The 23,766-nt window shown below is 59.6% G+C and carries 11 protein-coding genes; 8 read left to right on the top strand and 3 right to left on the bottom strand.

Annotation, left to right across the window (positions count from 1 at the left end):
* Window positions 1–253 precede the first annotated feature (253 nt).
* Window positions 254–529, top strand: coding sequence for a hypothetical protein (locus tag H1B37_RS27190; protein WP_182870429.1), 276 nt, complete (start codon window positions 254–256; stop codon window positions 527–529).
* Window positions 530–546: 17 nt separating this feature from the next.
* Here H1B37_RS27190 and H1B37_RS27185 read toward each other — a convergent pair whose 3' ends face one another.
* Window positions 547–1,893 carry a sulfatase gene (locus H1B37_RS27185; protein ID WP_182870428.1) on the bottom strand — a complete coding sequence of 449 codons (1,347 nt, stop codon included), beginning with the start codon at window positions 1,891–1,893 and terminating at the stop codon, window positions 547–549.
* A gap of 375 nt (window positions 1,894–2,268) precedes the next feature.
* Between H1B37_RS27185 and H1B37_RS27180 the strand changes: the two genes are divergently transcribed.
* The 5 genes from H1B37_RS27180 (at window position 2,269) to H1B37_RS27160 (ending at window position 18,080) form a co-directional block, all read left to right on the top strand.
* On the top strand, window positions 2,269–3,459 hold the full coding sequence (locus H1B37_RS27180; protein ID WP_353620934.1) for a cis-3-hydroxy-L-proline dehydratase: 1,191 nt from the start codon (window positions 2,269–2,271) through the stop codon (window positions 3,457–3,459).
* A gap of 263 nt (window positions 3,460–3,722) precedes the next feature.
* Window positions 3,723–7,457 carry a tetratricopeptide repeat protein gene (locus H1B37_RS27175; RefSeq protein ID WP_182870427.1) on the top strand — a complete coding sequence of 1,245 codons (3,735 nt, stop codon included), beginning with the start codon at window positions 3,723–3,725 and terminating at the stop codon, window positions 7,455–7,457.
* 371 nt (window positions 7,458–7,828) lie between these two features.
* On the top strand, window positions 7,829–13,084 hold the full coding sequence (locus tag H1B37_RS27170) for a tetratricopeptide repeat protein (protein WP_182870426.1): 5,256 nt from the start codon (window positions 7,829–7,831) through the stop codon (window positions 13,082–13,084).
* A 389-nt stretch (window positions 13,085–13,473) separates the two neighbouring features.
* A complete protein-coding gene (locus H1B37_RS27165) occupies window positions 13,474–16,620 on the top strand; it encodes a DUF1553 domain-containing protein (protein ID WP_182870425.1) in 3,147 nt (1,048 codons plus the stop codon).
* Window positions 16,621–16,622: 2 nt separating this feature from the next.
* Window positions 16,623–18,080 carry a DUF1501 domain-containing protein gene (locus H1B37_RS27160; protein WP_182870424.1) on the top strand — a complete coding sequence of 486 codons (1,458 nt, stop codon included), beginning with the start codon at window positions 16,623–16,625 and terminating at the stop codon, window positions 18,078–18,080.
* A gap of 320 nt (window positions 18,081–18,400) precedes the next feature.
* Here H1B37_RS27160 and H1B37_RS27155 read toward each other — a convergent pair whose 3' ends face one another.
* Together H1B37_RS27155 and H1B37_RS27150 are read right to left on the bottom strand one after the other, a co-directional pair.
* The gene (locus H1B37_RS27155) at window positions 18,401–19,636 is read right to left on the bottom strand and encodes an aldose 1-epimerase family protein (protein WP_182870423.1); all 1,236 of its coding nucleotides are present in this window, start codon (window positions 19,634–19,636) and stop codon (window positions 18,401–18,403) included.
* A gap of 259 nt (window positions 19,637–19,895) precedes the next feature.
* Window positions 19,896–21,095, bottom strand: coding sequence for a hypothetical protein (locus H1B37_RS27150; RefSeq protein ID WP_182870422.1), 1,200 nt, complete (start codon window positions 21,093–21,095; stop codon window positions 19,896–19,898).
* Window positions 21,096–21,410: 315 nt separating this feature from the next.
* On the opposite strand from H1B37_RS27150, the gene H1B37_RS27145 reads away from it, so the two are divergent.
* On the top strand, window positions 21,411–22,763 hold the full coding sequence (locus H1B37_RS27145; RefSeq protein ID WP_182870421.1) for a dihydroorotase: 1,353 nt from the start codon (window positions 21,411–21,413) through the stop codon (window positions 22,761–22,763).
* 314 nt (window positions 22,764–23,077) lie between these two features.
* On the top strand, window positions 23,078–23,755 hold the full coding sequence (locus tag H1B37_RS27140; protein ID WP_182870420.1) for a YceH family protein: 678 nt from the start codon (window positions 23,078–23,080) through the stop codon (window positions 23,753–23,755).
* Window positions 23,756–23,766 lie beyond the last annotated feature (11 nt).

Here is a 23,766-nt window from a genome sequence, read left to right as displayed (position 1 = left end):
AAAACCCTGGGGATCCACCTTCTGGCGAAGGTAGCTACGTTCGACCGGCGATTCACGGTATTGATCAAAGTGGCGCTGTCCAGTTAGTCAGCAATAGAGTTCACGTTCCGGGGGCGTTCGAAGGAGCGCCGAAAGGCTGGACACCAATGGTGGGAAGAAGTCACAAAACTCCGTGGTGTTCTGCTACGATTGAGTGATCTCACGCAACTCCCGTCCGGTGTCTCCTCCAACCATCCATTCGAGTCGGAGTGTCATGAAAACGCTGATTGAAACGCAACTGGGCAACGAGATCGGAATCAACATCCACAGCGCGCACCGGATCGAATCGGCGACGCTGTTGGCCGCCGAAGAGGACTATTTTTCGGTGAAGACCGGCGACGAAGAAAACGTCTTTCACGTCCCCTATGTCAACATCGTCAAAGTGATCGAGAACCCCGATGGCGTGACCGTCAGCGGGTTCTTCAAGAGCCACAAAACGCATCCGTTTGTGATCAAGATCGGGCACGTGGTGGAATACGTGCCGACTTGATGTCGGTCAGGCATGCCTTACTTCTTCGGCTCGGGCTTTTCTTTCTTCGGCAACCACGCTGCGAGTTGTGACTTGATGGCGTCGCTCCCTTCGGCCGATGCCAGATTCTTCCATTCGTACGGATCGGCCACGACGTCGTAGAGTTCTTCGTCGCCGCCGGCGTAGCGGATGTAACGATGGGTTTCGGTCTTGACGCTATGGTTGCCGCGACCGTGGGTGGTGATCGCGGGGAATTCCCAAGGGGCTTGTGGGTTTTTTAGCAACACCGAGATGTCGTGACCGCTGACGTGATCCGGGGTTTCGATCCCGGTCAATTCGCACAGCGTCGGATACACGCTCATCAAGTCGACCGAACGGTCGCAGCGTGTTCCCGGCGTGGTGAGTCCGGGGACGACCCAGATGAAGGCGGTGCGGGTGGTTTCTTCCCACAATGCGAACTTGCGCCAGTGCTCTTTTTCACCCAGCGACCAACCGTGATCGCTCCACAAGCAGATGATCGTGTTGTCTCGGTTCGGGCTGGCGTCCAGGGCGTCGAGCAATCGCCCCAGGTTCATGTCGGTGTAGGCGCAGGTGGCCAGGTAGGATTGAATCGCGGCTTTCCAGCGGCCACTCTTGAGAAACTTGGCGTGATCACCATTGGGGCCGGCCATCTTGACCCCGGCAGGCGGAATGTCGTCCAAGTCGTTTTCGATGTGCGGCGGCAACTCGATCGACTCCAGCGGAAACGCGTCGTAGTATTTCCGCGGGGCGACGAACGGCAGGTGGGGCTTGTACAGGCCACACGCGACGAAGAACGGTTGCTCGCTTTTCTTGGTGATCCGTTCGATGCAATAGTTGACGCAGTGCCAATCCATGATGTCGTCGTCTTTCAGGTTCGGGTGCGTCACGTCGTCGTGATAGCCGTCCATCTTTTTTACGCCCGGTCCATTGGCACTCAATCCGTCATCGGACATGTACTCGGTCCATTCGCTTGGATGGTACTGTCTGGAGTGGTAGATCTTTCCCGCACCGGCGACGTGATAGCCGGCCTTCAGGAATTGGGCACTCAAGCCTTCGCCGGCGGCCTGGTACTGTTTCCACTTGTGTCCGTTCTTGTAGCACCCGGTCACCCAGGGTCGCCGGCCGCTCATCAACGCACAGCGCGAGGGTTCGCAGGCCGGCACGGCGCAGTGGGCGTTGGTGAACGTCACGCCGCGTCGGGCCAGTCGGTCAAAGTTCGGCGTGCGGGCCTGGGGATTGCGGTTCAAATGCGTCATCCAATGGTTCAAGTCGTCCACGGCGATGAACAACACGTTCGGTCGATCGGCCGCCGATGCGACACAGGACAAAGAGCACAAGGCGGTCAGGAGGATCAATCGCATCATGGGAAACGGCCGGGGTAGGGGGAGCGGGGTCGGGAATGGGAGTGTCCAGCGAACCCGATCAGTTTATTCGATCCCCCACCGCCGCGGTGCGGTTTGCAGGTCGCGGTCAGCTGCTCGCCCGTACGACGTCCTTTGTAGGTCGTCGCGCAAAGCCCCATGGGCGACGGCCCGGAAGGGCGATCGTACTGGCGAAAAGCGACGCCCTGAAGGCGAAACACCAACGTTGCCGTCCTACTACGCCGGTTAAAGGTCAGCGCCGGTCAATGGTCAGCGCCGGTCAATGGTCAGCGTCGGGGCGCTAGGTCAATCAAAGGGTGCGCCCGTCCACTCGCCCGTGTCGTCTATGTCCCATCCGCTGCCGAACAGGCGACTTTGGTGCTAAATTCTGTTTTCGACATCGCATTCTGCCGGCGCGAGTTTCACCCGGCACGCTTTACCCTCTGCACGACCGATCGATACGACGAGATGAAGATCACTGGTTTCAAAGTTTTTCAAGTGGACCTTCCCTTGGCGGAGGGCAATTACAGTTGGTCGGAGGGGAAGAGCGTCGACGTCTTTGATTCCACGGTGGTCCAGATTGACACCGATTCCGGGTTGGTCGGTTACGGCGAAGTCTGTCCGCTCGGACCGGTCTACCTGCCCGCCTATGCGGCCGGAGCCCGCGCGGGGATCCAGGAATTGGCCCCCCAGTTGATCGGCCAAGACCCGACACAGTTGTGGGCACTCAATTACAAGATGGACCGGGTGATGAAGGGGCATCCGTACGTCAAGTCGGCGATCGACATGGCGTGCTGGGACATTTTGGGCAAGGCCGCGGAATTGCCGGTTTGCACGCTGCTGGGCGGACGCTACGGCGACGACGTGGTGCTCTATCGCGCGATCTCCCAACGGCCGGCCGCCGAGATGGCCGACAACGTTGCCGGCTATCGCGAAGAAGGCTATCGGCGGTTTCAGCTGAAAGTCGGCGGGCGAGCCGATGAGGATATCGAGCGAATCCGCGCGGTCCGCGAAATTCTGCAACCGGGCGACAAACTGGTCGCCGATGCCAATACCGGCTGGCTGATGCACGAAGCGATGCGGGTCGTCGGCGCGGTGCGTGACGTCGATGTCTACATCGAACAACCCTGTGCGACGTACCAGCAGTGTTTGACCATCCGCCAAAACACCAACCTGCCGTTCATCTTGGACGAAGTCATCGATTCGGTCGACGCGATCCTGAAAGGCGCATCGGACCGTGCGATGGACGCCGTCAACATCAAGATCAGCAAGTTCGGCGGGCTGACCAAAGCCAAACAGGCGCGCGACCTGTGCGTGTCACTGGGGATCGCGATGACGCTGGAAGACAGCTGGGGCGGGGACATCATCACCGCCGCGATCTCGCACTTGGCCCACAGCACGCCGACCGATTACCTGTTCACGTCCACCGACTTCAACAGCTACGTCACCCAGTCGATCGCCGATGGGGCACCCAAACGCGCCAACGGGCGGATGGCCGCGTCGACCCAGCCGGGTTTGGGGATCACGCCGAAGTTCGATGTCCTGGGCGATCCGGTTTGGAGTTGCTGAGTGAACCACGCAACCGTTGGTGTTTAGGCACTAAGTTAAGATTTGAAACCATCAAATACGTGAAGACACCCTCCCTTCTAGGGAGGGTCGCGGAGGAGTTTACGCTCGGAGCGGGGAGGGTTTGCTGTGGCTCGGATCCACTCAAATACCACCAATCGACCCTCCCCTCGCTACGCTCGACCCTCCCTGCCAGGGAGGGTTTCGTGTTAGCTTGACGCTTACTCGCGGAAGGACCGTCGTACTTTGGGAAGAATATGATCGACATGGTGATTTGGTTTTTGAGATTGCTTCGTCTGGCCGCAATCTGTCTGCTGATCCCGGCGGTGCATCAATCGACGGTGGTGGCTCAGGGTACCGAACGCGATCGCCAAATCGACGAACAGTTCCTGCAGGTATTGCTTGAAAACCCGCGTCCGGGCACGGCACTCGATCGCGTGTTCGACTACCACACGCAAACCCGCTCACTCGACGAATTGCTGCGGTCGCTCGATGACGACCGGTCGGGGGCAAAGCAACTGACGCGCGGTTTGATTCAGCTCAAACACGGCGACGCCTCCGCCGCAATCCATTCGCTGCGGACTGCGGAGTCGTTGCTGACCGACAGTGCCAACGCGAGCCATCAGTTGGGCCGGGCATTGATCGCCGAAGGCGAGGATGAACAAGCGGTCCAGGCGTTTCGACGCGCGATCGACCGACAGCCCGATCGTCGCGACGCGCCGGAAATCTTTCAGAGTCTCGCACAGCTCTATTGCCGCACCCACCAACGCGACCAAGCGATCAGCGTTTGGGGGCAACTGCTCGAACGATTCCCGGATGATCCATCAATGACCGAGCGGGTCGCCGCCGCCTTGGTGATTCAGCAGGACTATGGTTTGGCACTGCAACACTACCAACGTTTGGCACAGCAGGCGACATCAGCGGAGAACCGCATTCGATATCAAATTCGTGTCGCAGAGCTGACCGATCGGCTGGGGGACACCCCCAAGGCACGGCAGCAACTCGAAACGATCCTGGCGCGATTGCGACCGGGCAGTTGGCTGCACTCGGACGTCCGCGATCGGCTGGAACGCACCTATTTGTCTGACGGGGATTTCGACGGCTTGGCAGAATACTATCGCCGGCAAGCAGACCGGTCGCCCGACGACCTGACGCTGCTGGTCCGTCGGGCGGAAATCCTGGCCGGCGCAGGACACATTGACGATGCCCAGACGTCTTTGTTGCAGGCCATCGCAAAGGCTCCCGATCAATTCGAGCCGCGTTGGACACTGGTGGGAATCCTGCAATCCGAGGGCAGCAGCGCCGAGGCGGCACGACACTTGGAACACCTGCTTTCCATCGACCCGACTCATCCCGACGTCGGGCTGCGTTTGGGAGATGTCTACCTTGCCGATCCAATGATGGAACGTGACCGGCGACGCGATGCGGCCCGAGACGCGTGGAATCGGCTTGCCCAGGCCAACCCCGACGACGCGGTTTTGTTGGCGAACCTGGCACAGCGGATGAAGTCAATCGACGACAACGACCGCGCGGTTCAGCTTTATCGTCAGGCGATCCAAGCGTCGCCCGATGATCCCCAGTTGCGTGAATCGCTCGGCGAACTGCTGCATCAGCTCGGACGCCATGACGAGGCGATCGTGATTTGGCGATCGATCGCCGACGGCCCGCGGCCCAGCGCGGCGTCTCTTATCCATGTGGCCGGAATCTTCGAATCGATCCGACGTTTCGACCTGGCACTGCAGACCTGGAACGAAGCGGGGGAGTTGGATCTATCGTTCGATCAGCGTCTGCGGTACGCCGGCGTGCTTTGGGGGGCAGAGCAATTTGATGCCGCAGCAGCGGAACTGGACGCGGCATCCGAACGGGCCGAGAGCGCTGAAGAGAGCGAACGGCTGATGCGGCGACGGATCGAATTCTTTCAAGTTGCGGACAGACTGGGCGAGCAGATCGCGGAGGTTTCGCGACAAACGCCGACCGCGGAAAACCGACGGTATCTGGCGCTGCTGTGTCTTGCCGATGGGCATCGCGAGGCCGCGTCGCGCGCGATCGACGCCGCCATCGAGCTTGAACCAGAAAACGTCGCGGTGCTTCGTGATGCGGTCGACATCGCGGAACGTTTGGGACGCGATGAGAACGCCGCCCGGCACCTGAAACGCTTGACGCGATTGGACAAGCGACGCAGTGTTGATCATTTCCGCCGGCTCGTCGGAATCCGAAAACAACTCGGTCAAATCGAACTGGCGCTTAAAGTCGCCGATGACATGGTGGCTGCGAATCCTGCGTCGGCGGCGGCGCACCATCTGTATGCTCAAATTGCGTTTGTCTCGGGAAAGCACCCGCAGGGCGAAGCGGCGTTGCGGCGCGCCGTCAGCCTTGACCCCCGCAACAACGAAGCTCGTGTCGACCTCGCGATCCGGCTGGCCGATCGATCTGAAACCGCCGAGGCGATCGCCCTGCTTTGGAAATCCGTTGAGCAGGAAACCGAGTTGGAATCGCAGATCGAACGGATCGAGCAGTTGGTGCAGTTGTACGAACAACGCGGTGAAGTCGAGCAACTGGTGACACGCATCAAAAGGCTTGAACGGGACGACGTCGATTCGAAATCCAAGTCGATCCTGGTCGCAACGGTCTGGAGTTCTGTCGAAGATTTCAAGCAGGCGCAGTTCGTTCTGCAGCGAGGGCTCGGCAAGCACCCGCATGACGTGTCCCTGCTCCAAGCGATGGTGCAACTTTTGTCACGATCGGGGGACTTGGTTTCAGCGGTCACCCAGCAGCGTCGGCTGGTTCAGGTTCAAGATACGCCGGCTGCCCGGGCTCGCTTGACGTCGCTGGAGTTTCAAGCCGGATTGATCACACAGGCCGAAGTGACCATGCGGGAGATGAAAGCGACGCGTGATCCCAAGCGGATGGCGTCGATCATCCGACGGGGCGCCGGCAGCGATCCGGAGCAGGCGGCCGAATTGTGTCGTGTCGCGTTGGAGATCGATCCCGACTTGTGGGACATCAAAATCGTCCGCGCCCAGTTGCTGTTGCTGTCCGATTCGCCCGATCGCGCCCAACACGTCGCGTTGGCCGGTCGTGTGGCGGGCGAAGTCGCTGCGTTGGAACTTGACCATGATCTGAAGGCGACCTCGGGAATCGCGCCGGTTGCCTCGTCCACGTCGGTGTTCTATTCCACGCGACAAGCCGCATTGGCGGCGCCCGCCCGCGGAACCACCCGGTATCGAAATCTTTTACACATCGAGCGTCCCTCGTCCATGTCGACTCCGGGATTGCCGATCGGACGCCCGGCACAAACGGTGGTCGATCGCGACCATTTTCCTGCGTCGACGGCGGGCACACTACAAACCATCTTGATGCTCAACGAGCGGCGGATCACCAGCCGGATCAACAACGGTGCCAAAAGTTACTCCTTCGGCTTCGGCAGCAATTTCGTCGCACCACAGGACTACTTTCAGGCTTTCTGGATCGCCCGCTGCGTGCAAATCCTTGCCGACCGTGAGTTGGCGATTCTGGACGGCCGCCAGATCAGTACGAAGCAGATCACCCAGAAACGTTTTCCCCCGCCGTCGATCGATTCGGACGACGTCGCGGCATTCCGCCATGCGATCACGCTGCATGCGATCCGGGATTCGATGGACGGCACCGAGACGTTGCCTGCCGAGCAGATCCTCTGGAGGGTCGCCCAGCTCGATCCGGCGGGCGATCAGTCGTCGCTTGCCGAGTGGCTCGCCAAGCGGTCACGAATACGTCAGGATCAGGAGACCGAAGCTCGGGCAAAGATCCAGCCGTTGGACGAGGTGCAGTTGGAGATCCTTGCGGACGTCTGCCGGGCACGGCGAGGGCATGTGCCGGCGGGGGCGTCAAAAGGAAACGCGTCGCAGGAAGACACTGAATTGCGGCGGAACCTGGTCGCGGAGTACCGGTTCGCTGGAAAAACACCGCCCGAGTTTGTTCTCGCGGATCCGGGGGCTGATTCGTCGGGCAAGCTCGGCGAGTGACACTGGCATCGGCGAAAGCGATCGTTGCCATGCGAAATCGACAGCCTGCCAAAGCTTAGGAAAACTGGGAACCACCTTCTGGCGAAGGTCGCTAGGTTGCATTGGGAACTTGTGTCCATGCCTGTGTTGCGAGTTCACAGGGCTGCACAGGTCACAGGTCACAGGGCTGCATAGGGCTGCGGTACAATGGGGCGGTGTCAACTCCGCTGCATGGAGGATTCTTGTCGATGAAGATGCCGCCAAATGATCGCCCCGGATTTATCATGCGGTGTTGTCGCGGGCGATGGACTCACTTTCTCGTGGTTGGTTTTTTCATCGTCACGGTGCCAGCGCCGGTCCCGGCGCAAACGCCGAGCGTTGATTCCGAGGAAATGATTCAGCGGTTCACCGAAGTGTTGCTGAAACGCCCGCGGCCGGGCACGGCGCTGGATCGCGTCTACAGCCACCACCTGCAAAACGGCACACTCGACGAATTCCTGCAGTCGCTGGATGTCGACGAGACGACCGAACTGGCCGCCGGAAAACAACTGGTGCTCGGGTTGATTCAACTGCGGCGTGGATTGACCGCCCCAGCCGTGGCGGCGTTGTCGAAAGCAGAACGCGGGCTAGAAAACGACGCGATGGCCAGCTTCTATCTCGGGCGTGCATTGTTCGCGGTAGGAAAAACCGACCAGGCAGCCCAGGCGATGCAACGTGCGATCGATCGCGGCCCGCCCCGGTTGGAGGCTGCCGAGGTCTATCTGGAACTGGGCCGCCTGTATTCTCGTTCCGGCAAGTCGGAGCAAGCGATCAAGACCTGGAATCAACTGCAACAGCGGTTTCCCGGTGATCGGTCGATCGGTGAACGCATCGCCCGCTGTTTGGTTGACGAAAAGCATCACGAATTGGCGTTAGAACACTACGTCCGATTGGCTGATGAAACTCAAAATGATCAACAACGAGTTCAGTATCAAATCCAGACGGCTCAGCTGCAACGTATCCTCCATCGCCCGGACCAAGCCAACGAACAACTCGAGCGTCTATTGCTGCGGTTGCGGCCGGGCAGTTGGCTCTATCGCGATGTTCGTGATCGCTTGGAAGCCGGAATTCTTCGCGACGGATCGTACTCGGAGTTGGCAGATTTTTACTGGGATTTGAGCAAGCGTTCTCCCGATGACCTGACGCTGCGTGTCCGGTTGGGGCAGATTCTGTCGCTTGCCGGGAAATTTGATCTGGCCCAGCGAACACTGCAATTTGCTGTCGACCGGGCGCCACAGGACACGGCCGCTCGCATCGCGTTGATCGATGTCTTGGATCGCGCGGATCGTCCTGCCGCCGCGTCGTCCCAACTGGAATCCCTGGCCGCGATCGATCCCGACAACCCCGATCTCTACATCCGCTGGGGGCGGATGTTGCTTCGTGATGCGGACAAAGCGTTGGAGGAGCGTCATGACGCGGCGGTCGACGTTTGGCAACGGTTGTTGGAAACACGTCCGGATGATCCCGGCATGCATGTGCGAGTCGCAAAGCTGGTTCACGGGATCGGTCGCACCGACACGGCCATTGCGCTCTACCGAAAAGCGGTTGACTTGGATCCGGAGGCGCCGCAGTACCGCGAATACTTGGCTGAACTACTCCATGAATCCGATCGGTTCGACGAGGCGATCGAGGTTTGGCGTTCGATGGCGACTGGGCCGCGGCGTGGTCGCGATTCACTGGTCCGACTGGCGGAGGTCTTGTCCGCATTCGATTATCGATTCCAGTCCTTGCAAGCGTGGAGTCAAGCGGCGGCATTCGATTTGACGTTCTCGCAGCAGCTTCGCTACGCACGCGCGCTGATCGACGCCCAGGAATACGACCAAGCGGTCAGGCTGTTGGAGGGAGCTGGAAAAATCGCCGAAACGCGGGATGAGCAACGGCAAGTGCTCCGCGAACAAGTGGACGCCTATGCGGCCGGCGAGATGCTGACCGAGAAAATCGCATCACTGTCCCATCAAACGCCCTCGACGGAGAATCGGTTGCTGTTGGCGATGTTGCACTTGGCCAATCAGCAACTCGGCCGCGCCGCGATGACGATCGAAGACGCGGTTGAGCAATCGCCCGCTCACCTCCAGACCTTGGCCATGGCCGCCGACCTTGCCCAGCGACAGCGGCGTTGGTCAGACGCGACCGGGTATTACCAACGATTGATTGAATTGGATGGGCGGTTTCAAACCACGTACTTGCGAAACATCGTCACGCTTCAGCAGGAGGCCAGGGATCTGGACAAGGCATTACAATTTGCCGGGGATTTGATCGATGCCGCCCCAACGGTTCCGGACTCCTATCGCATCTATGCCGACATCGCGTGGGCGCTCGGTCGCGACGAGGACGCCGTTGCGGCCCTCCGCAATGCGATCGACGTGGCGCCGCGCGACAACGGCAATCGAATCAAGCTGGCAGAACACTTCGCCGGGCAGTTTCAAACCACCGCCGCGATCGATTTGTACTGGGAAGCGATGGAGTATGCGCGAGATTGGAAGCGACGCCGCGAGCTGTTTCAAGCTTTGGTTCCGCTGTACCAGCGGCGCGGAGCGTCCCACCAATTGCTCCGACGTCTGGAACAATTCGAATTGACGACCGACGATCGTCACCAGACACAGTGGCTGGTCGCATCGTTTTGGCAGTCGATGGGAGACTTCAAACGCGCCAGTTTTCTGCTGCGTCAACTGGTCGATCAACAACCCGCTGACGCCGAATTGCTTCGGCAAACCGTCGCTTGCTTGATGGCGTTATCCGACTACGCGACCGCTTTGAAGTATCAACGCGACTTGGTCGATCTGTCACGGATGCCGGCCGACTATGACTTGTTGGCGGAACTGGAGTTCAAGCGCGGTGAATTGAAGCAAATGGATGTGTTTGCGATCGAATTGGCGGCCACGACCGATCCGGTGCGTGCGATGACGATCATCGATCGCGCCGCCGTGCAAAGCCCGTCAAAGGCGATTGAGCTTTGCCGGATCGTGACCCGGCGGCAACGGTCGTGGTGGGGAATCCAATCGGTTCAAGCTCAATTGTTGTTCAGGATGGCCCGCGACGCCGATGACGATCGGATGGAGCAAGCGATTCGGTTGGCCGAAGGAATCGACGCGTTGAACCTGAACCTCGCCCGGCCGCCCCGCTGCAAACCACCGGGCGTCAACGCCGGTGGCAACTATGTGATCCAGTTCTCGCCGCACCCGCGCAGCTCGCGCGGGGCCAATTCGGGCAAGTACACCCTGCCCAGACGCAACTTCACCTTGTTTCTGCGCGTCTTGTTTGACGCGGCAAGTCCCTCCTCCGCGACGCGTCCGGCTGGGCATCGGGTGACGGCAAGGTACCTGATTCCCCAGGACTACAACCAGGCGAGATGGATCGCACGCGCCATCAAGGTCCTGGGGCGGCACAAACAGTATGAACGTGACGGCCGCCGGCAATCCGTCCGCCAGGTGATCGAGGAACTGTTTCCCATGCCACCAGCGGACCAGATCGATGATCCGCGCGGGTTGGAAGAGTTGCTTGCGATGGACGGACTGGAACGCTCGCTGGCGGGGACTTCGGCCGGTCCATCGACGGAGTTGTTGTGGAGGATGGCGGAGGTGGATCCTGCGGGTGAGCTGCCGGGTTGGCGAGCGATGCTGGATGCCAGGGGGAAACGTCGGCGCGTCGAGGGCGATCGGCCGACGACAAGGTCCAAGACTCTCGATGAAGCACAACTCCACATCTTGGCAAACGTCGTTTCTACCCGACGGAAACTGCGCGCCGGGCTGACGTCGCCGCAGCAGATCGGACGAGAACTTGAATTATATCGCTGGATGATCCAGGAGTTTCGGCTGGCCGGAAAGGAGATCCCCGCACTCGATGCCGGTGAAGCGAACACGGAAGCGAACACCCCAACGAGCAGTTTGTTGGCCGCGATCGCGGAGATCCAAACCGCCTTGTGGGAAAACGACCTGGAACGTGCCGATAACCTTGTCTCGGGATTGACCGAGATCGCGCGTCGCGATCCCACGTCCGACCTGCTGGCACAACTGCAATCATGTTCCGCCATCACTTGGTTCGCGTCGCCTTCGGGAGCTTCGGAAGTCGAGTTTCAACGCAGCCACCGCAACGAACTCTTGGATGCCTGGATCGCCCACTGCAGCAGTCGCAATGCGCGAAGGGAAAGCAGTCAATCCGCCGCACAAGTCGTCCGCCAGTACGCCGCGGGGAGCGGTCTGACAGGATCGTCGCCGGCCAATCGCAGGCTGGTTCGTCTGCAACCCTTGCTGGTAAAAACCACGTTGTCGAAGTTTTTGATCGATGAATACCTGGTCCGCGGAATCCTTCAAATTACCGGGGATGATCAGGCCAGGGCGACCATTGGTCAGGTTTCACTGCCTGGAGACTGGATCGTTTCGCTTGAACAAGCGTTTCCGCGGGCGTCCGAGCGGGAAATGAGACTTCGCCGAGTCGTCGCCGTCTTTGCGGACACATGGGACCAGCGACCGGCCAGTAGCTACCAAAAAATGTTGTCGCTGTGTGAAGCGTCTCCCCGCGATGTGGACCTGCAGATCGAAGCGGCAGCGATGCAAGTTGCCCGCAAGGAAGTGGACAAGGCGTTCGCGCGGTTGAGCAACTTTGAAACGTCCGCGGATTCGTCGGCACTGAAAATTGCGTTGGCAAAGATCTTTCTCGCGTTCCGGATCGGTGCCCGCTCTTCCAGTTACGACACGGTCGAGCAGATCCAAGACATGCAACTTGGCACCGCAACACGTCGGGAGTTAGACCAGCTACTGTATGAACTCCGCGCGGTCACTTTATCGCGGAGCACGGCCCAGAGAGCATCGCGCGCGATCTGGCAAGCGAATTCGCCGCTGCGGCAAGACGATGCCTCGCAACTGCGATTGGCTAGGACGCTGCTTTTGGAGGGGAATCGAGTCACGGCGTCCGAGGTCGCCTTTTCGATTCTGCATGACCGCTTGACCGGTGACCGCACGCCGACCGCCGCGATCCGTCGCCAGGCGATGGAGATCATGGTTCGGGCCGGATGCATCGATCAACTGGTTTCCATGTTCGAACGCGAGATCACTGCGCGAAACACCCCCCAAACATCCACGACAAACAGACCGAATTCCCGCCGCGATAAACGCAACGACCCACGCGACGAACTGGCCGAGCTGTATCAACGTGCCGATCAAGCGGACAAGGCGACGCGAATTTGGGAGAAAATGATCGCGGAAGAAAGGCTCTCCCCCGACGCGATCCTCTCGCGAGCCGATGCGTTGCGCTCGGATCGAAAGTACCATCAGGCCGCGATCACCTACCTGTTCGCCTTCGAGAAAGACGCCGGACTTTGGAAATCAAACTGGAGTGCGTTCGTCCGGTCGGCCGAGGCATCCAAACATCCCGCAGCAATCTACGCGCGACTGTCGACAGCGGATGTCGGTTCGTATTCGCTGTTTTCACTCTGCAACGTGATCGGCATCCGATCGGGTGACGCGTTCAGCGAGTCGCAGCGAAGGTTCGTTCGACACCTGATCGAAACCCATCCCGATGTGCCCCGAAAGGCCGGCTTGTTCAAAGCGTTCATTCCGGAATCGGAATGGGAACATTTTTCGGGTCTGATTGAAGAGCTGAATCGGGACTGATTCGCTCCAAGATCCAGCCGACTCGACGCGTCTCCCACAAGCACGACGCACTCGCGGCCTGTTGATTGAGTGAGCCGACGGCGCTAGCCGCGGGCCTAGCAGTGCCAGCTTCGCCCTTCGCGGCCCGTGGCTAGCGCCATCGGCCCACGATTGTTTCGGTTGCGATTAAATCAACAGGCCGGAAGCCAGGGGGGATCGGGCTCCTACATGGCCTGTCTGTTGTGTTTCCTCCGATCCGACGTGGATTGGATCTTTTCGGACATGCTCGGGGTCTGCGTCGTGCATTGGACGCATCCACAGGCCGTTTTTCCCCCTGTGAAGACTCTGGTTTTGTGCGATAATGGACGCCCCGCCAGCGTACTCTGCCCACCCCTGTGCGAATTCCCGCCATGAAGACTCCGATCTCTTTCTCTCTGGTCGTGCTGCTTTTCACTCTCTGCAGCGCCTCGGCCGCCGAGATTGATTTCAATCGCGACATCCGGCCGATCCTTTCGGACAACTGTTTCCTTTGTCATGGCCCTGCCGAATCGACGCGCGCCGCCGACTTGCGTTTGGATGATCGCGAGGCCGCGATCGATTCGGGATTGTTGGTCCCCGGAGAACCGGACGACAGTGAAGTGATCGCGCGGGTGTTTTCCGACGACGCGGACATGCTGATGCCCCCGCCGGATTCGAACAAACACCTCAGCGATCGACAACGCAAACTGCTACGGCAATGGGTCGCCGAGGGAGCGACCTATCAAGAACACTGGGCGTTCGTGCCGCCGCAAAAGGTGCCCGGCGTCGACACCGCCAACCCCGTCGACCACTTCATCGGCAAACGACTTCGCGAACACGGCCTGACCTTCTCGCCGCAAGCCGACCCTCGGACGTTGATCCGTCGCGTGTCGTTCGACTTGACCGGCATGGCGCCGACGCCCCAGCAAGTCGATGAATTCATTGCCGATGTGGATTCGCACGGAATCGACCTGGCCTACGAAACGCTGGTCGACCGCCTGCTGGCATCGGAAGACTATGGCGAACGCATGACGCTGGCCTGGCTCGATGCGGCACGCTACGGCGACACCAGCGTGATGCATGCCGACGGGCCGCGCGACATGTGGCCGTGGCGCGATTGGGTCATCAACGCCTACAACCGCAACATGCCCTTTGACCAGTTCACGATCGAGCAGATCGCCGGCGACCTGATTCCCGGCGGGACGGTCGATCAAAAAGTCGCCTCGGGATTCAATCGGAACCATGCCACCAGTGACGAAGGCGGCGCGTTCGCCGAAGAGTTGCGCGTCGAATACGTCGTCGACCGCGTCCAAACCACCTCCACCGTCTGGCTGGCACTGACGATGGAGTGTGCGCAATGCCACGACCACAAGTACGACCCGATCTCGCAAGAAGAGTACTACCAGTTTTTTGCCTACTTTAACAACACCGCCGATCCCGGGATGCAAACGCGCAAAGGGAATCAGGCCCCGGTGGTCGACGTCTACGACCCTGTCCAAGCAGAACGATTGGCTGAGTTGCACACGACGATCGAATCGAAACGAAGGGAGTTGGCAGCGTACAAGACCGACGCCGAACCGCGATTCATTGCCTGGGCCGAACAGGAAACCGCAAAGTACAACGATGCCGAAACGACGGCCGAGCAGTTGACCGGCATTGCACACTGGTTTCCGCTGGATGAATTCGACGGTTCGCAATTGAAGGACGAAACAACCGGAGCGATCGCGGTCTTGGAACAAGGCAAGTTCGAATCGGGCGATCGTGACGGAAACCGGACGTTGAAGCTGAACGGGCAAACCCAGTTTGCGTGTTCGGAGAATCCGCCTCAATTGGAATCGGACCAGCCGTTCACGATGGCGGCCTGGATCAAGTACGACGGCAAATCCGGCGGCGCCGTCTTCTCACGCATGGACGTTGCCAACAACCATCGCGGCTATGACATGTGGATCCAAGGGGCCAACATTGGGACCCACATCATCCATTCCTGGAGCGACAACGCGGTCAAGGTCGTTTCGCAAGACGCGCTGAAAAAGAACACCTGGCAACACGTCGTGATCACCTATGACGGCAGCCAAAAAGCGGCTGGAGTGAAGATTTATATTGACGGAAAACTGTCGGCCAACAAGGTCGAAGCGGACTCGTTGGCCGGTTCGCTGCAAACCGATGTGCCTTTTAAAATCGGCAGCCGCAGCAACGGCGCGAATTGGAAAGGCGAAGTCGACGACATTCGGATCTATTCCTTCGCCCTCCGCGAGTCCGAGGTGCCGCTGGCCAAGGACGACGTGATCGGCGGAATCCTGGCGACGGCCCCGGAAGATCGCAGTGAGTCCCAATGGGCGGCCCTGCGCAACGTTTACTTCCACAACCAAGACGACCACTACCAAAAGCTCAACCAAGCACTCGCCGCCGCTTCCAAGCAGCACGCCGATCTGGCCGCCCAGAAGACGACGTCAATGATCATGACGGACAATCCGCAAGACAAGATGCGGATGACCTACGTGCTGGACCGCGGACAATACGATTCACCCAAAAAAGAAACGCCAATTTCGCCCGGCGTGCCGGCCGCCTTGCCGCCGCTGGCCGAGGACGCTCCGCCGAACCGACTGGGATTGGCTCAATGGCTGACCGCGCCGGACCATCCGCTGACCGCTCGCGTCGCCGTCAACCGTTACTGGACGATGCTGTTCGGCAACGGATTGGTTCGCTCCGTCAGTGATTTCGGTGCCCAAGGTGCACCGCCGACGCATCCACAGTTGCTCGATTGGTTGGCCGTCGATTTCGTCCAATCCGGCTGGGACGTCAAACGAATGCTGCGACAACTCGTGCTCTCGCGGACGTACCGCCAAAGTTCGCGTCAAGAGCGTGAGCACGCCGAACAGGACCCCGAGAACTTGCTGTTGGCCCGCAGTCCGCGGTTCCGGTTGCAAGGCGAGTTTATTCGTGACCAGGCGCTGGCGGTCAGCGGATTGCTGACCCGTCAGGTCGGCGGACCCGGCGTCAAACCCTATCAACCGGTCAACATCTGGAACGAAGTCAGTCTGAACGGCGGGCTGCGTTATTCGCAAGACAAGGGCGAAAAACTGTATCGCAAGTCGATGTACACGTATTGGAAACGCAGTGCGCCGATGCCCAACATGATGATCTTTGACGCCCCGTCGCGTGAAAAATGTGTCGTCAACCGGGCCCGCACCAACACCCCGTTGCAAGCCCTGGTGACGCTGAACGATCCACAGTTCGTCGAAGCCGCCCGGGCGCTGGCGGAGCGATTGATTCGATCCGAGTCCGATGCGGCCGGACGCATCGACCTGGCTTACCGGTTGGCGACCGCCCGTCCCCCAACCGAGCGTGAAACGAAGCTGCTGATGGGGATGCTGGATGACCAACGCCAGCGATTCGCCGCCAACCCCGAATCGGCCGATCAATTCCTCTCCGTCGGCGATCTGGCCCGCGACGATTCGATCGATGCGATTGAGCACGCCGCTTGGACCGTGATCGCACAGTTGATTTTGAACCTAGACGAAACCCTGACCCGAGGCTAACGATGGACTCCCTGACCCACCAGCGCCGCAAGTTTTTGCTCGGCACCGGATACGGACTGGGGGCGACCGCGCTCAGTACGCTGATGAATCCCGACTTGGTCGGCACCGCCGGCGCCGCCCCGGCGGCCTCCAATCCGGGCTTGCCACAGTTTCCGAACTTTGCCCCCAAAGCCAAACGGATCATCTATCTGTTCATGGCCGGCGGCCCCAGTCACATCGACACCTTTGATTACAAGCCGGAGATGCGCAAGTTTCACGGCCAGGAGCTTCCCGATTCGGTCCGCCAAGGCCAGCGGTTGACCGGGATGACCAGCGGCCAAAGCTCGTTCCCTTGCGTCGCACCGATGTTCGATTTTGAACGGTTCGGCGACCACGGCACCTGGGTCAACAAAGACATCCTGCCGTACACGTCCGGCATCGTCGATGACATCACGATCATCAAATCGATGCACACCGAAGCGGTCAATCACGACCCCGCGATTACGTACATCAACACGGGAGTCCAGCAACAGGGGAAACCCGCCCTCGGGTCGTGGCTCAGCTATGGCCTGGGCAGCGAAAACGACAACATGCCCGCCTACATCGTGATGATTTCACGTGGCCGAGGCCAATTGCAAGCCCTTTATGACCGGCTGTGGGGTTCGGGTTTTTTGCCGGCCCGTCACCAGGGCGTCAAACTTCGCAGCAGCGGTGAACCGGTCCTTTACCTGAACAACCCGCCGGGCATCGACCGCGATTCGCGACGCAGCATGCTGAACGGGTTGAACGAGCTGAATCAGGTGGCCTACGACAAATTCGCCGATCCGGAAACCCAGGCTCGGATCTCGCAGTACGAGATGGCGTTTCGCATGCAGAGCGAAGTGCCGGATCTGATGGCGATCGAAAAGGAGCCGCAGCACGTGTTGGATCTGTACGGCGACGACGTGCAAAAGCCGGGCAGCTTTGCCAGGAATTGTCTGCTCGCCCGTCGCATGGTGCAGCAAGGCGTGCGTTACGTCCAGCTGTTCCACCGCGGTTGGGACCAACACGGTTCATTGCCCTCAAAGATCCGTCAGCAATGCAAGGACATCGATCAGCCGGCGGCCGCGTTGATCAAGGACTTGAAGCAACGCGGGATGTTGGACGACACCTTGGTCGTCTGGGGCGGAGAGTTCGGTCGCACGATCTATTCGCAAGGAAAACTCACGCCCGACAATCACGGACGGGATCACCACGGACGCTGCTTTACCATCTGGATGGCTGGTGCGGGAATCAAACGTGGATTCGAATACGGCATGACTGACGACCACAGTTACAACATTCTCAATAACACCGGCGTGCACATCCGCGATATGAACGCCACGATTCTGCACCAGTTGGGGATCGATCACGAAAAATTGACCTTCAAATTCCAAGGGCTCGATCAACGCTTGACCGGGGTCGAAGAACCGGCCCACGTCGTTCACCAGATCCTGGCTTAAGACGGCTCTGTGATGACACACACGTTGGTGTCCAGCTAGGCTTTAGCCGATCTCGTCTGCACCGGGTCAAGGCAAGGCCCTCCCTGTGGTTCAGGGCGGCCAGAGAAAACCGCACGACCTTTTCCAGGGAGGGTTAATTCATGACTTGGCGTCCATGAGGGCGAGCGGTGACTTGTTGAACCCTTTTGATATCAGCCGTCTGACAGCAGCCTGGGGGCATTTCATCATCATTCTGCCCCGAATCATGCTGCCATCCTTCTCCCGATTCCCGCGGACGCCCCGGCAGGGCGATCGTGCCGGTATCGCAAATGGGTTCGTCCCTATTGGCCGGACACCACTGCTTCGGGCTCACGTTTCACCACCGGTTGTCGATCGCCTTGGATTGATTTGACGGCGTCGACGATCGCGGCGACGTTTTCTTGTCCGCGGTGCAATCCGATGTCCAGGGTGAACTGTCGCGATTGACCGGGGGAGAGTTTGGGAACTCGCCCGGCTGCACGTTCGATCTTGCGGTTGTAGGGGTAACCGGTCCCCGGCTCGATTCCGGTCACGTAACCGTCTTCGGTTGCCGCCGTGTTCTTCCAGATCGTCAGGTAGGGCAGCTGCTCGGGAGCCCAGTGCATCGATGCGGCTCGGTCGCCGGCCGCGTTTTGCAGCACCGCGACGGTTGCTCCGTTTTCGTCGGCCAGCGGTTCGACCAGATAGACCTGTTCGACAAATCCCGTCGTCGGCGGCAGGTAGCTCGCATAGTCATCAATGCTTTCGGCGGCATGCTGGTCCATCGGTGCGATCGACTTGACCGCGGCGTGCACCTTCGCGTCGTCGCCCAGCAAGGGGGCACCGAAGTTGGCGTGGTAGATGATTTGAAATTCCTGGTCCTGGCCGCCCATGTTTTCAATGGTGTCGTTGATTCGAAAGCTGTCTTGTCCGGGCACGATGGAAACTTCCGTGGTCAACTTCAACTTCGGTCCATAGAAGAATTTTTCGTAGACGACTCCGCGGACGCGAATCCGGTGCGGCGCGTCCGAATCGATGATGACTTCGACTTCGCTAGCTGGAATGTTGCCGATCTTTCCGTGCAAGGACAGATCCATCGTGGTGGTCCCACCGCCGGCGTTTTCCCATTCGTCGGTCCCCGGATGACCGGCGAACTCCAGCCCGCAGCGGACCATCCACTCATTGAATCCTTCCAACCATCCCAGCCCCCCGCGACTTTCCAGATCGATCAACGCCGGATGCACGATGTTTTCCACCGGTGAATCCCAACCCAGGCGGATGTCGCCCGATCGGATTTCATAAATGCTCATGCCGCGTGTGGGAATCAAGTCGATTTCCAGGACACCGTTGTCGATCGTGATCAGGTCGACGCCCTCTTGCTTTCCGCCGTGCAGCGTTTTCTTTTCGACCGACCACGGACCGCCGTTAAGTCGCCAACGTTCCTGGTGAATGTTCTGTCGCGCACTCGTCAAAACATATCGCTGTTGAGCGTCGACCGACCGCGCTGGCAACACGAACCACAGGGCAATCAGAATCCAAAAACGGTGGCAATGTGCCATCAAGGTCTCTCCGGAAATAGAGGCTAAGCGGAAAAGGGGGCAGGCTGAGCGCCCTTCTGGTTTACTCGAAATGAACATTCTACCGATCAGCCGATGGACGCTGGTGCCGGTTTTGTGGCTGCGAAAACCACGTCTCGCGATGCCCGGCTGATTAAATCAGGCCGCGGAAAAGGGGCAGGTGCCAAGCATGCGAAGCACCCTCGGGGTCATGGGGTTTTTGGTACCTAATCCCTTTTCCGCTCGCATTGACCATCCGTCACTACGGTTGTAAACCCGGCACGCCGAGTGACTGCCCGAATCGTGCCGCGAGTGCTTCTTCGGTCAATCCAAAATTCTGTTGCAAGGCTTCTTCCATCGAAACCCCCAGTTTGACGTCGCGAAACATCTGGCTGAAGGCGACCGGATCGCTTTGGACCAGGAATTGAACCAGCTGGCCCGCCATCGGCCAACGTTCCTGATCCAGCCGCGTCGCAGTCATCAAACCCAGCATCGACCCGGAGTTCTTGAGTTGGCGGGTGACACTGGATCGCTGCGAGGATTGGCGTCTGCGGTCGGGCACGATTGCGAATTGAACGGCGTTGGCAATTCCCATGTTCATCCATGGCACCAGGTTGGCACCCGAGTGAAGTCGGCCGGCGAAACCGAGGCTGTAGCCCCAACTCAGACCGCGCGCGACGTTGTTGTCGAGTTTCCTGGCGATCGCCGTTTGCATAAAACGTTTGTCGCCGCCACGGACGCCGGCCCTTCCGCCATGGTTGGGGTTGTTCATGACTTGCTCTTCGAACGCGGCAAACCGCGCCGGTGTGCTGAAGACGGCCAGGATCGCTTTGCCACGCCAGATCGAGTCGCCTTGGGGCAGCCCGAACATCTGGTTCAGTTGTTCGTTCAGTTTGTCGACGAAGATGCGGAGTCCAGCGGTGGCGGCAGGCGGATAGTCGGTAAACAGCAACGTGGATTCGGTTTCGACGACATGAAATTGACCGACATCCTTGAGCGTGGTCGCCGCTCCCTGCAAAAACGCGAGATGTTCTGCCGTCGCCTCGGCTTGTTCCTGGTCGTCGGCACGCTCGCGGATCTGTTTCCCCTGAGCCGCCAACCGACTCTCCGCCTGCTCATCGGCGGCGGCCGCGTTGATCACGAATAACTGTTGCGTGGGTGGGAAATAACGCAAATGAAAACGCTGGCGGCCGACCCAGAACATGTAGATGTCTTCGACCTTGACCGTGCTGGTGCGGCCCGTTTCGCTGCGATACTTCAAAAATTTCAATCCGTTGTGTTTGCGGTCAAACTGCAACGAATCCAACGCCACCTTTGCGATCAGTCGGCCCGACCGCAGCTTGATGGCCACCGGTTGGCCGGCCAGGGTTTCCAATTCCTCGGCACTGACCAGACCGTCAAATTGGATTCCCGCCGGCGGCTGGTTCGATGCGGCGATGCAGGTCGGTCGATGAAGTGACATCGAGGCGAGCAGGACGAGGCAACCGATGACAGATCGCGAACGCAAGAATTCACGCCACATGAGGACCTCACCACGTTCAATGGAGCGGGGGACTAAAAGGGCACCAGGATAACGCATCCATCCCGGACGTGCGCCTTCGTCTTCGATCCCGATCGGGCGGAAGTGGTATTTGCCGGGCATTAGCGTCTGGCGGCCACTTCGCGGGGATCGCTCCGGCCGATACGATTGACGGGGGGCCGTCGGTTGTGACGTGCGAACGTCAGACCCGATGGCTCCCGTTCCTCGATTCCCCCACCGCGTTTGTCGGAAGTATTGATGACCCGCATTCTGTTTCGAAACGCATCCGTTGTGCTGCCCGATCAGGTCACCAACCATTCGGTTTTGGTCGAAGACGGCAAGATTTTGGACGTCGCCGCCGGGGCGGACGCGGCGGCTGATCAGGTCGTCGACTGCCAGGGGCTGCATCTGATGCCGGGCGTGATCGACGATCAGGTCCACTTTCGCGAACCCGGACTGACGCACAAAGAAGACCTGTCAACGGCCAGCCACGCCTGTGCCGCCGGCGGTGTGACGTCGTTCTTGGAAATGCCCAACACCAAACCCCCGGCGGTGACCATCGACGGGGTCCGCGCCAAAGAGCAGCTCGCGGCGGAAAAGTCCCTGGTCAATTACGGGTTCTACATCGGTGCCACACCGGACAACGCCGCCGAGTTGGCCAAGGCGACCGATGTCCCGGGGATCAAGATCTTCATCGGCAGCAGTACCGGCAACCTGTTGGTCGACGAACAGGAAGCACTGGAACGGATCTTTGCCGAAACCACGTTGCCGATCTGTGCCCATTGCGAAGACGAACAGACCGTGCGTGCCAATGCGGATCGTCTGGCCGGCACCACCGATGTGGCCGATCATTCACGCATCCGTGATGTCCGCGCCGCCATGATCGCGACCAAGCGGTCGACGGATCTGGCCCGCCGATACAAACATCGTTTTCACGTCCTGCACGTTTCGACCGGCGACGAACTGCAATACCTGACCGACCCCGCACCGTACATCACCGCGGAAGTTTGTCTGCACCACCTGTTTTTCAACGTCGACGACTACCCTCGCTTGGGCACGCGGATCCAAATGAACCCCTCGATCAAATCGGCTGAGGATAATCGTCGTTTGTTTGACGCACTGTTGGACCAAACCATTCAAGTTATCGCAACCGACCATGCCCCGCACACGTTGGAGGAGAAATCGGTGGCGTACCCGAAGAGCCCCTCGGGGTTGCCGGCGGTGGAGAACAGTTTGGCACTCATGCTGGATCAAGTCACCCAAGGCCGATGCTCGATCAACCAGGTCGCGTCGTGGATGTGTGACGCACCTGCGCGGGTTTGGGGAATCGTCGGCAAAGGCAGGATCGAAAACGGTTACGATGCGGACTTGGTGCTGGTGGATTTGAAACAATCAAAAACGATCCGCGATGCCGAACAACACACCAAATCGAAATGGTCGCCTTGGGATTCGGTCACGCTGACCGGGTGGCCGGTGGCGACCTATGTCGGCGGACACAAGGTCTATGATGCCGTCGATGGTTTTGACGAAGCGTTTCGCGGGGCCAAGTTGCGATTCGATCATTCTCGTGGCGGTTACTGGGAGACACCGGATGGGATCGGCACTGCTTGATGCGGCACTGCTTGATGCGGCACTGCTTGATGCGGCACTGACGTTCCGCCCGCCGGGACGGTAGACTAGGCGGTGTCCCTAAATCCGTAGCGGAAGCCGCCAAGGCTTTCGACTCGCAGCAGCTCACACGGGAAAAGCCGAAATTCTTGGCGAATTCCGCTACCACATACGTCCCTTGCCGGGTTTAGGGACAAAGCCTAGCTGGGCATCGCCACGATGCATCAGCGACGATCATGAATTGCCGGTTTAGCGTCGCGACATCGAGATGCCGCCGTTTTCCCACCTCGAAGAATCTCCTTCTTTCTGACGATCCTATGTCTGAAACTGACGCCCCGCACGACAACCCCGTGGTTCCCCTGTCCGCCAACGCCCGTCGCGTGTTGGGTGTGCTGGTGGAAAAAGCGAAAACGACGCCGGACAATTATCCGATGTCGGCCGCGGCGATCATCAGCGGTTGCAACCAGAAATCCAACCGCAACCCGCAAATGCAACTCGACGAAGACGACGTGCTGCTGGCGCTCGATGAATTGCGCGGCGTCGGTGCGGCTCGGGAAATCCAGGGCAGCGGACGTGTGACCAAGTATCGGCACGCCGCCTACGACTGGTTGGACCTGGACAACCCGCAAGCCGCCGTGTTGACCGAATTGCTGCTCCGCGGTCCCCAAACGGTCGGCGAGCTTCGGACGCGGGCTTCACGGATGTGCAGCCTGCCGGATCTGGACGCGGTCAAAACCGTGTTGGAAACGTTGACCGAAAGGGACTTGGTGGAAGCGTTGACGCCACCGGGGCGCGGGCAAACGTTCGCCCACACGCTGTATCCGCCCCAGGAACGGCAATACCTGGAAGCGCGTGTCGAAAAACAGGCCGCGGCAAAGTCGGCGGCGATGCCGGACGCCAGCAAGAATGTCATCGACCAATTGATCGCGCGGCTCGATTCGGTGACCGAGCGGATCGATGATCTGGAAGCACGTTTAAAAACGTTGGAGTCATAATCGTCACTTGT

It is taken from the genome of Stieleria mannarensis (assembly GCF_014154935.1).
Taxonomy (GTDB): domain Bacteria; phylum Planctomycetota; class Planctomycetia; order Pirellulales; family Pirellulaceae; genus Stieleria; species Stieleria mannarensis.
This window is presented reverse-complemented; position numbering and strand designations above follow the sequence as displayed.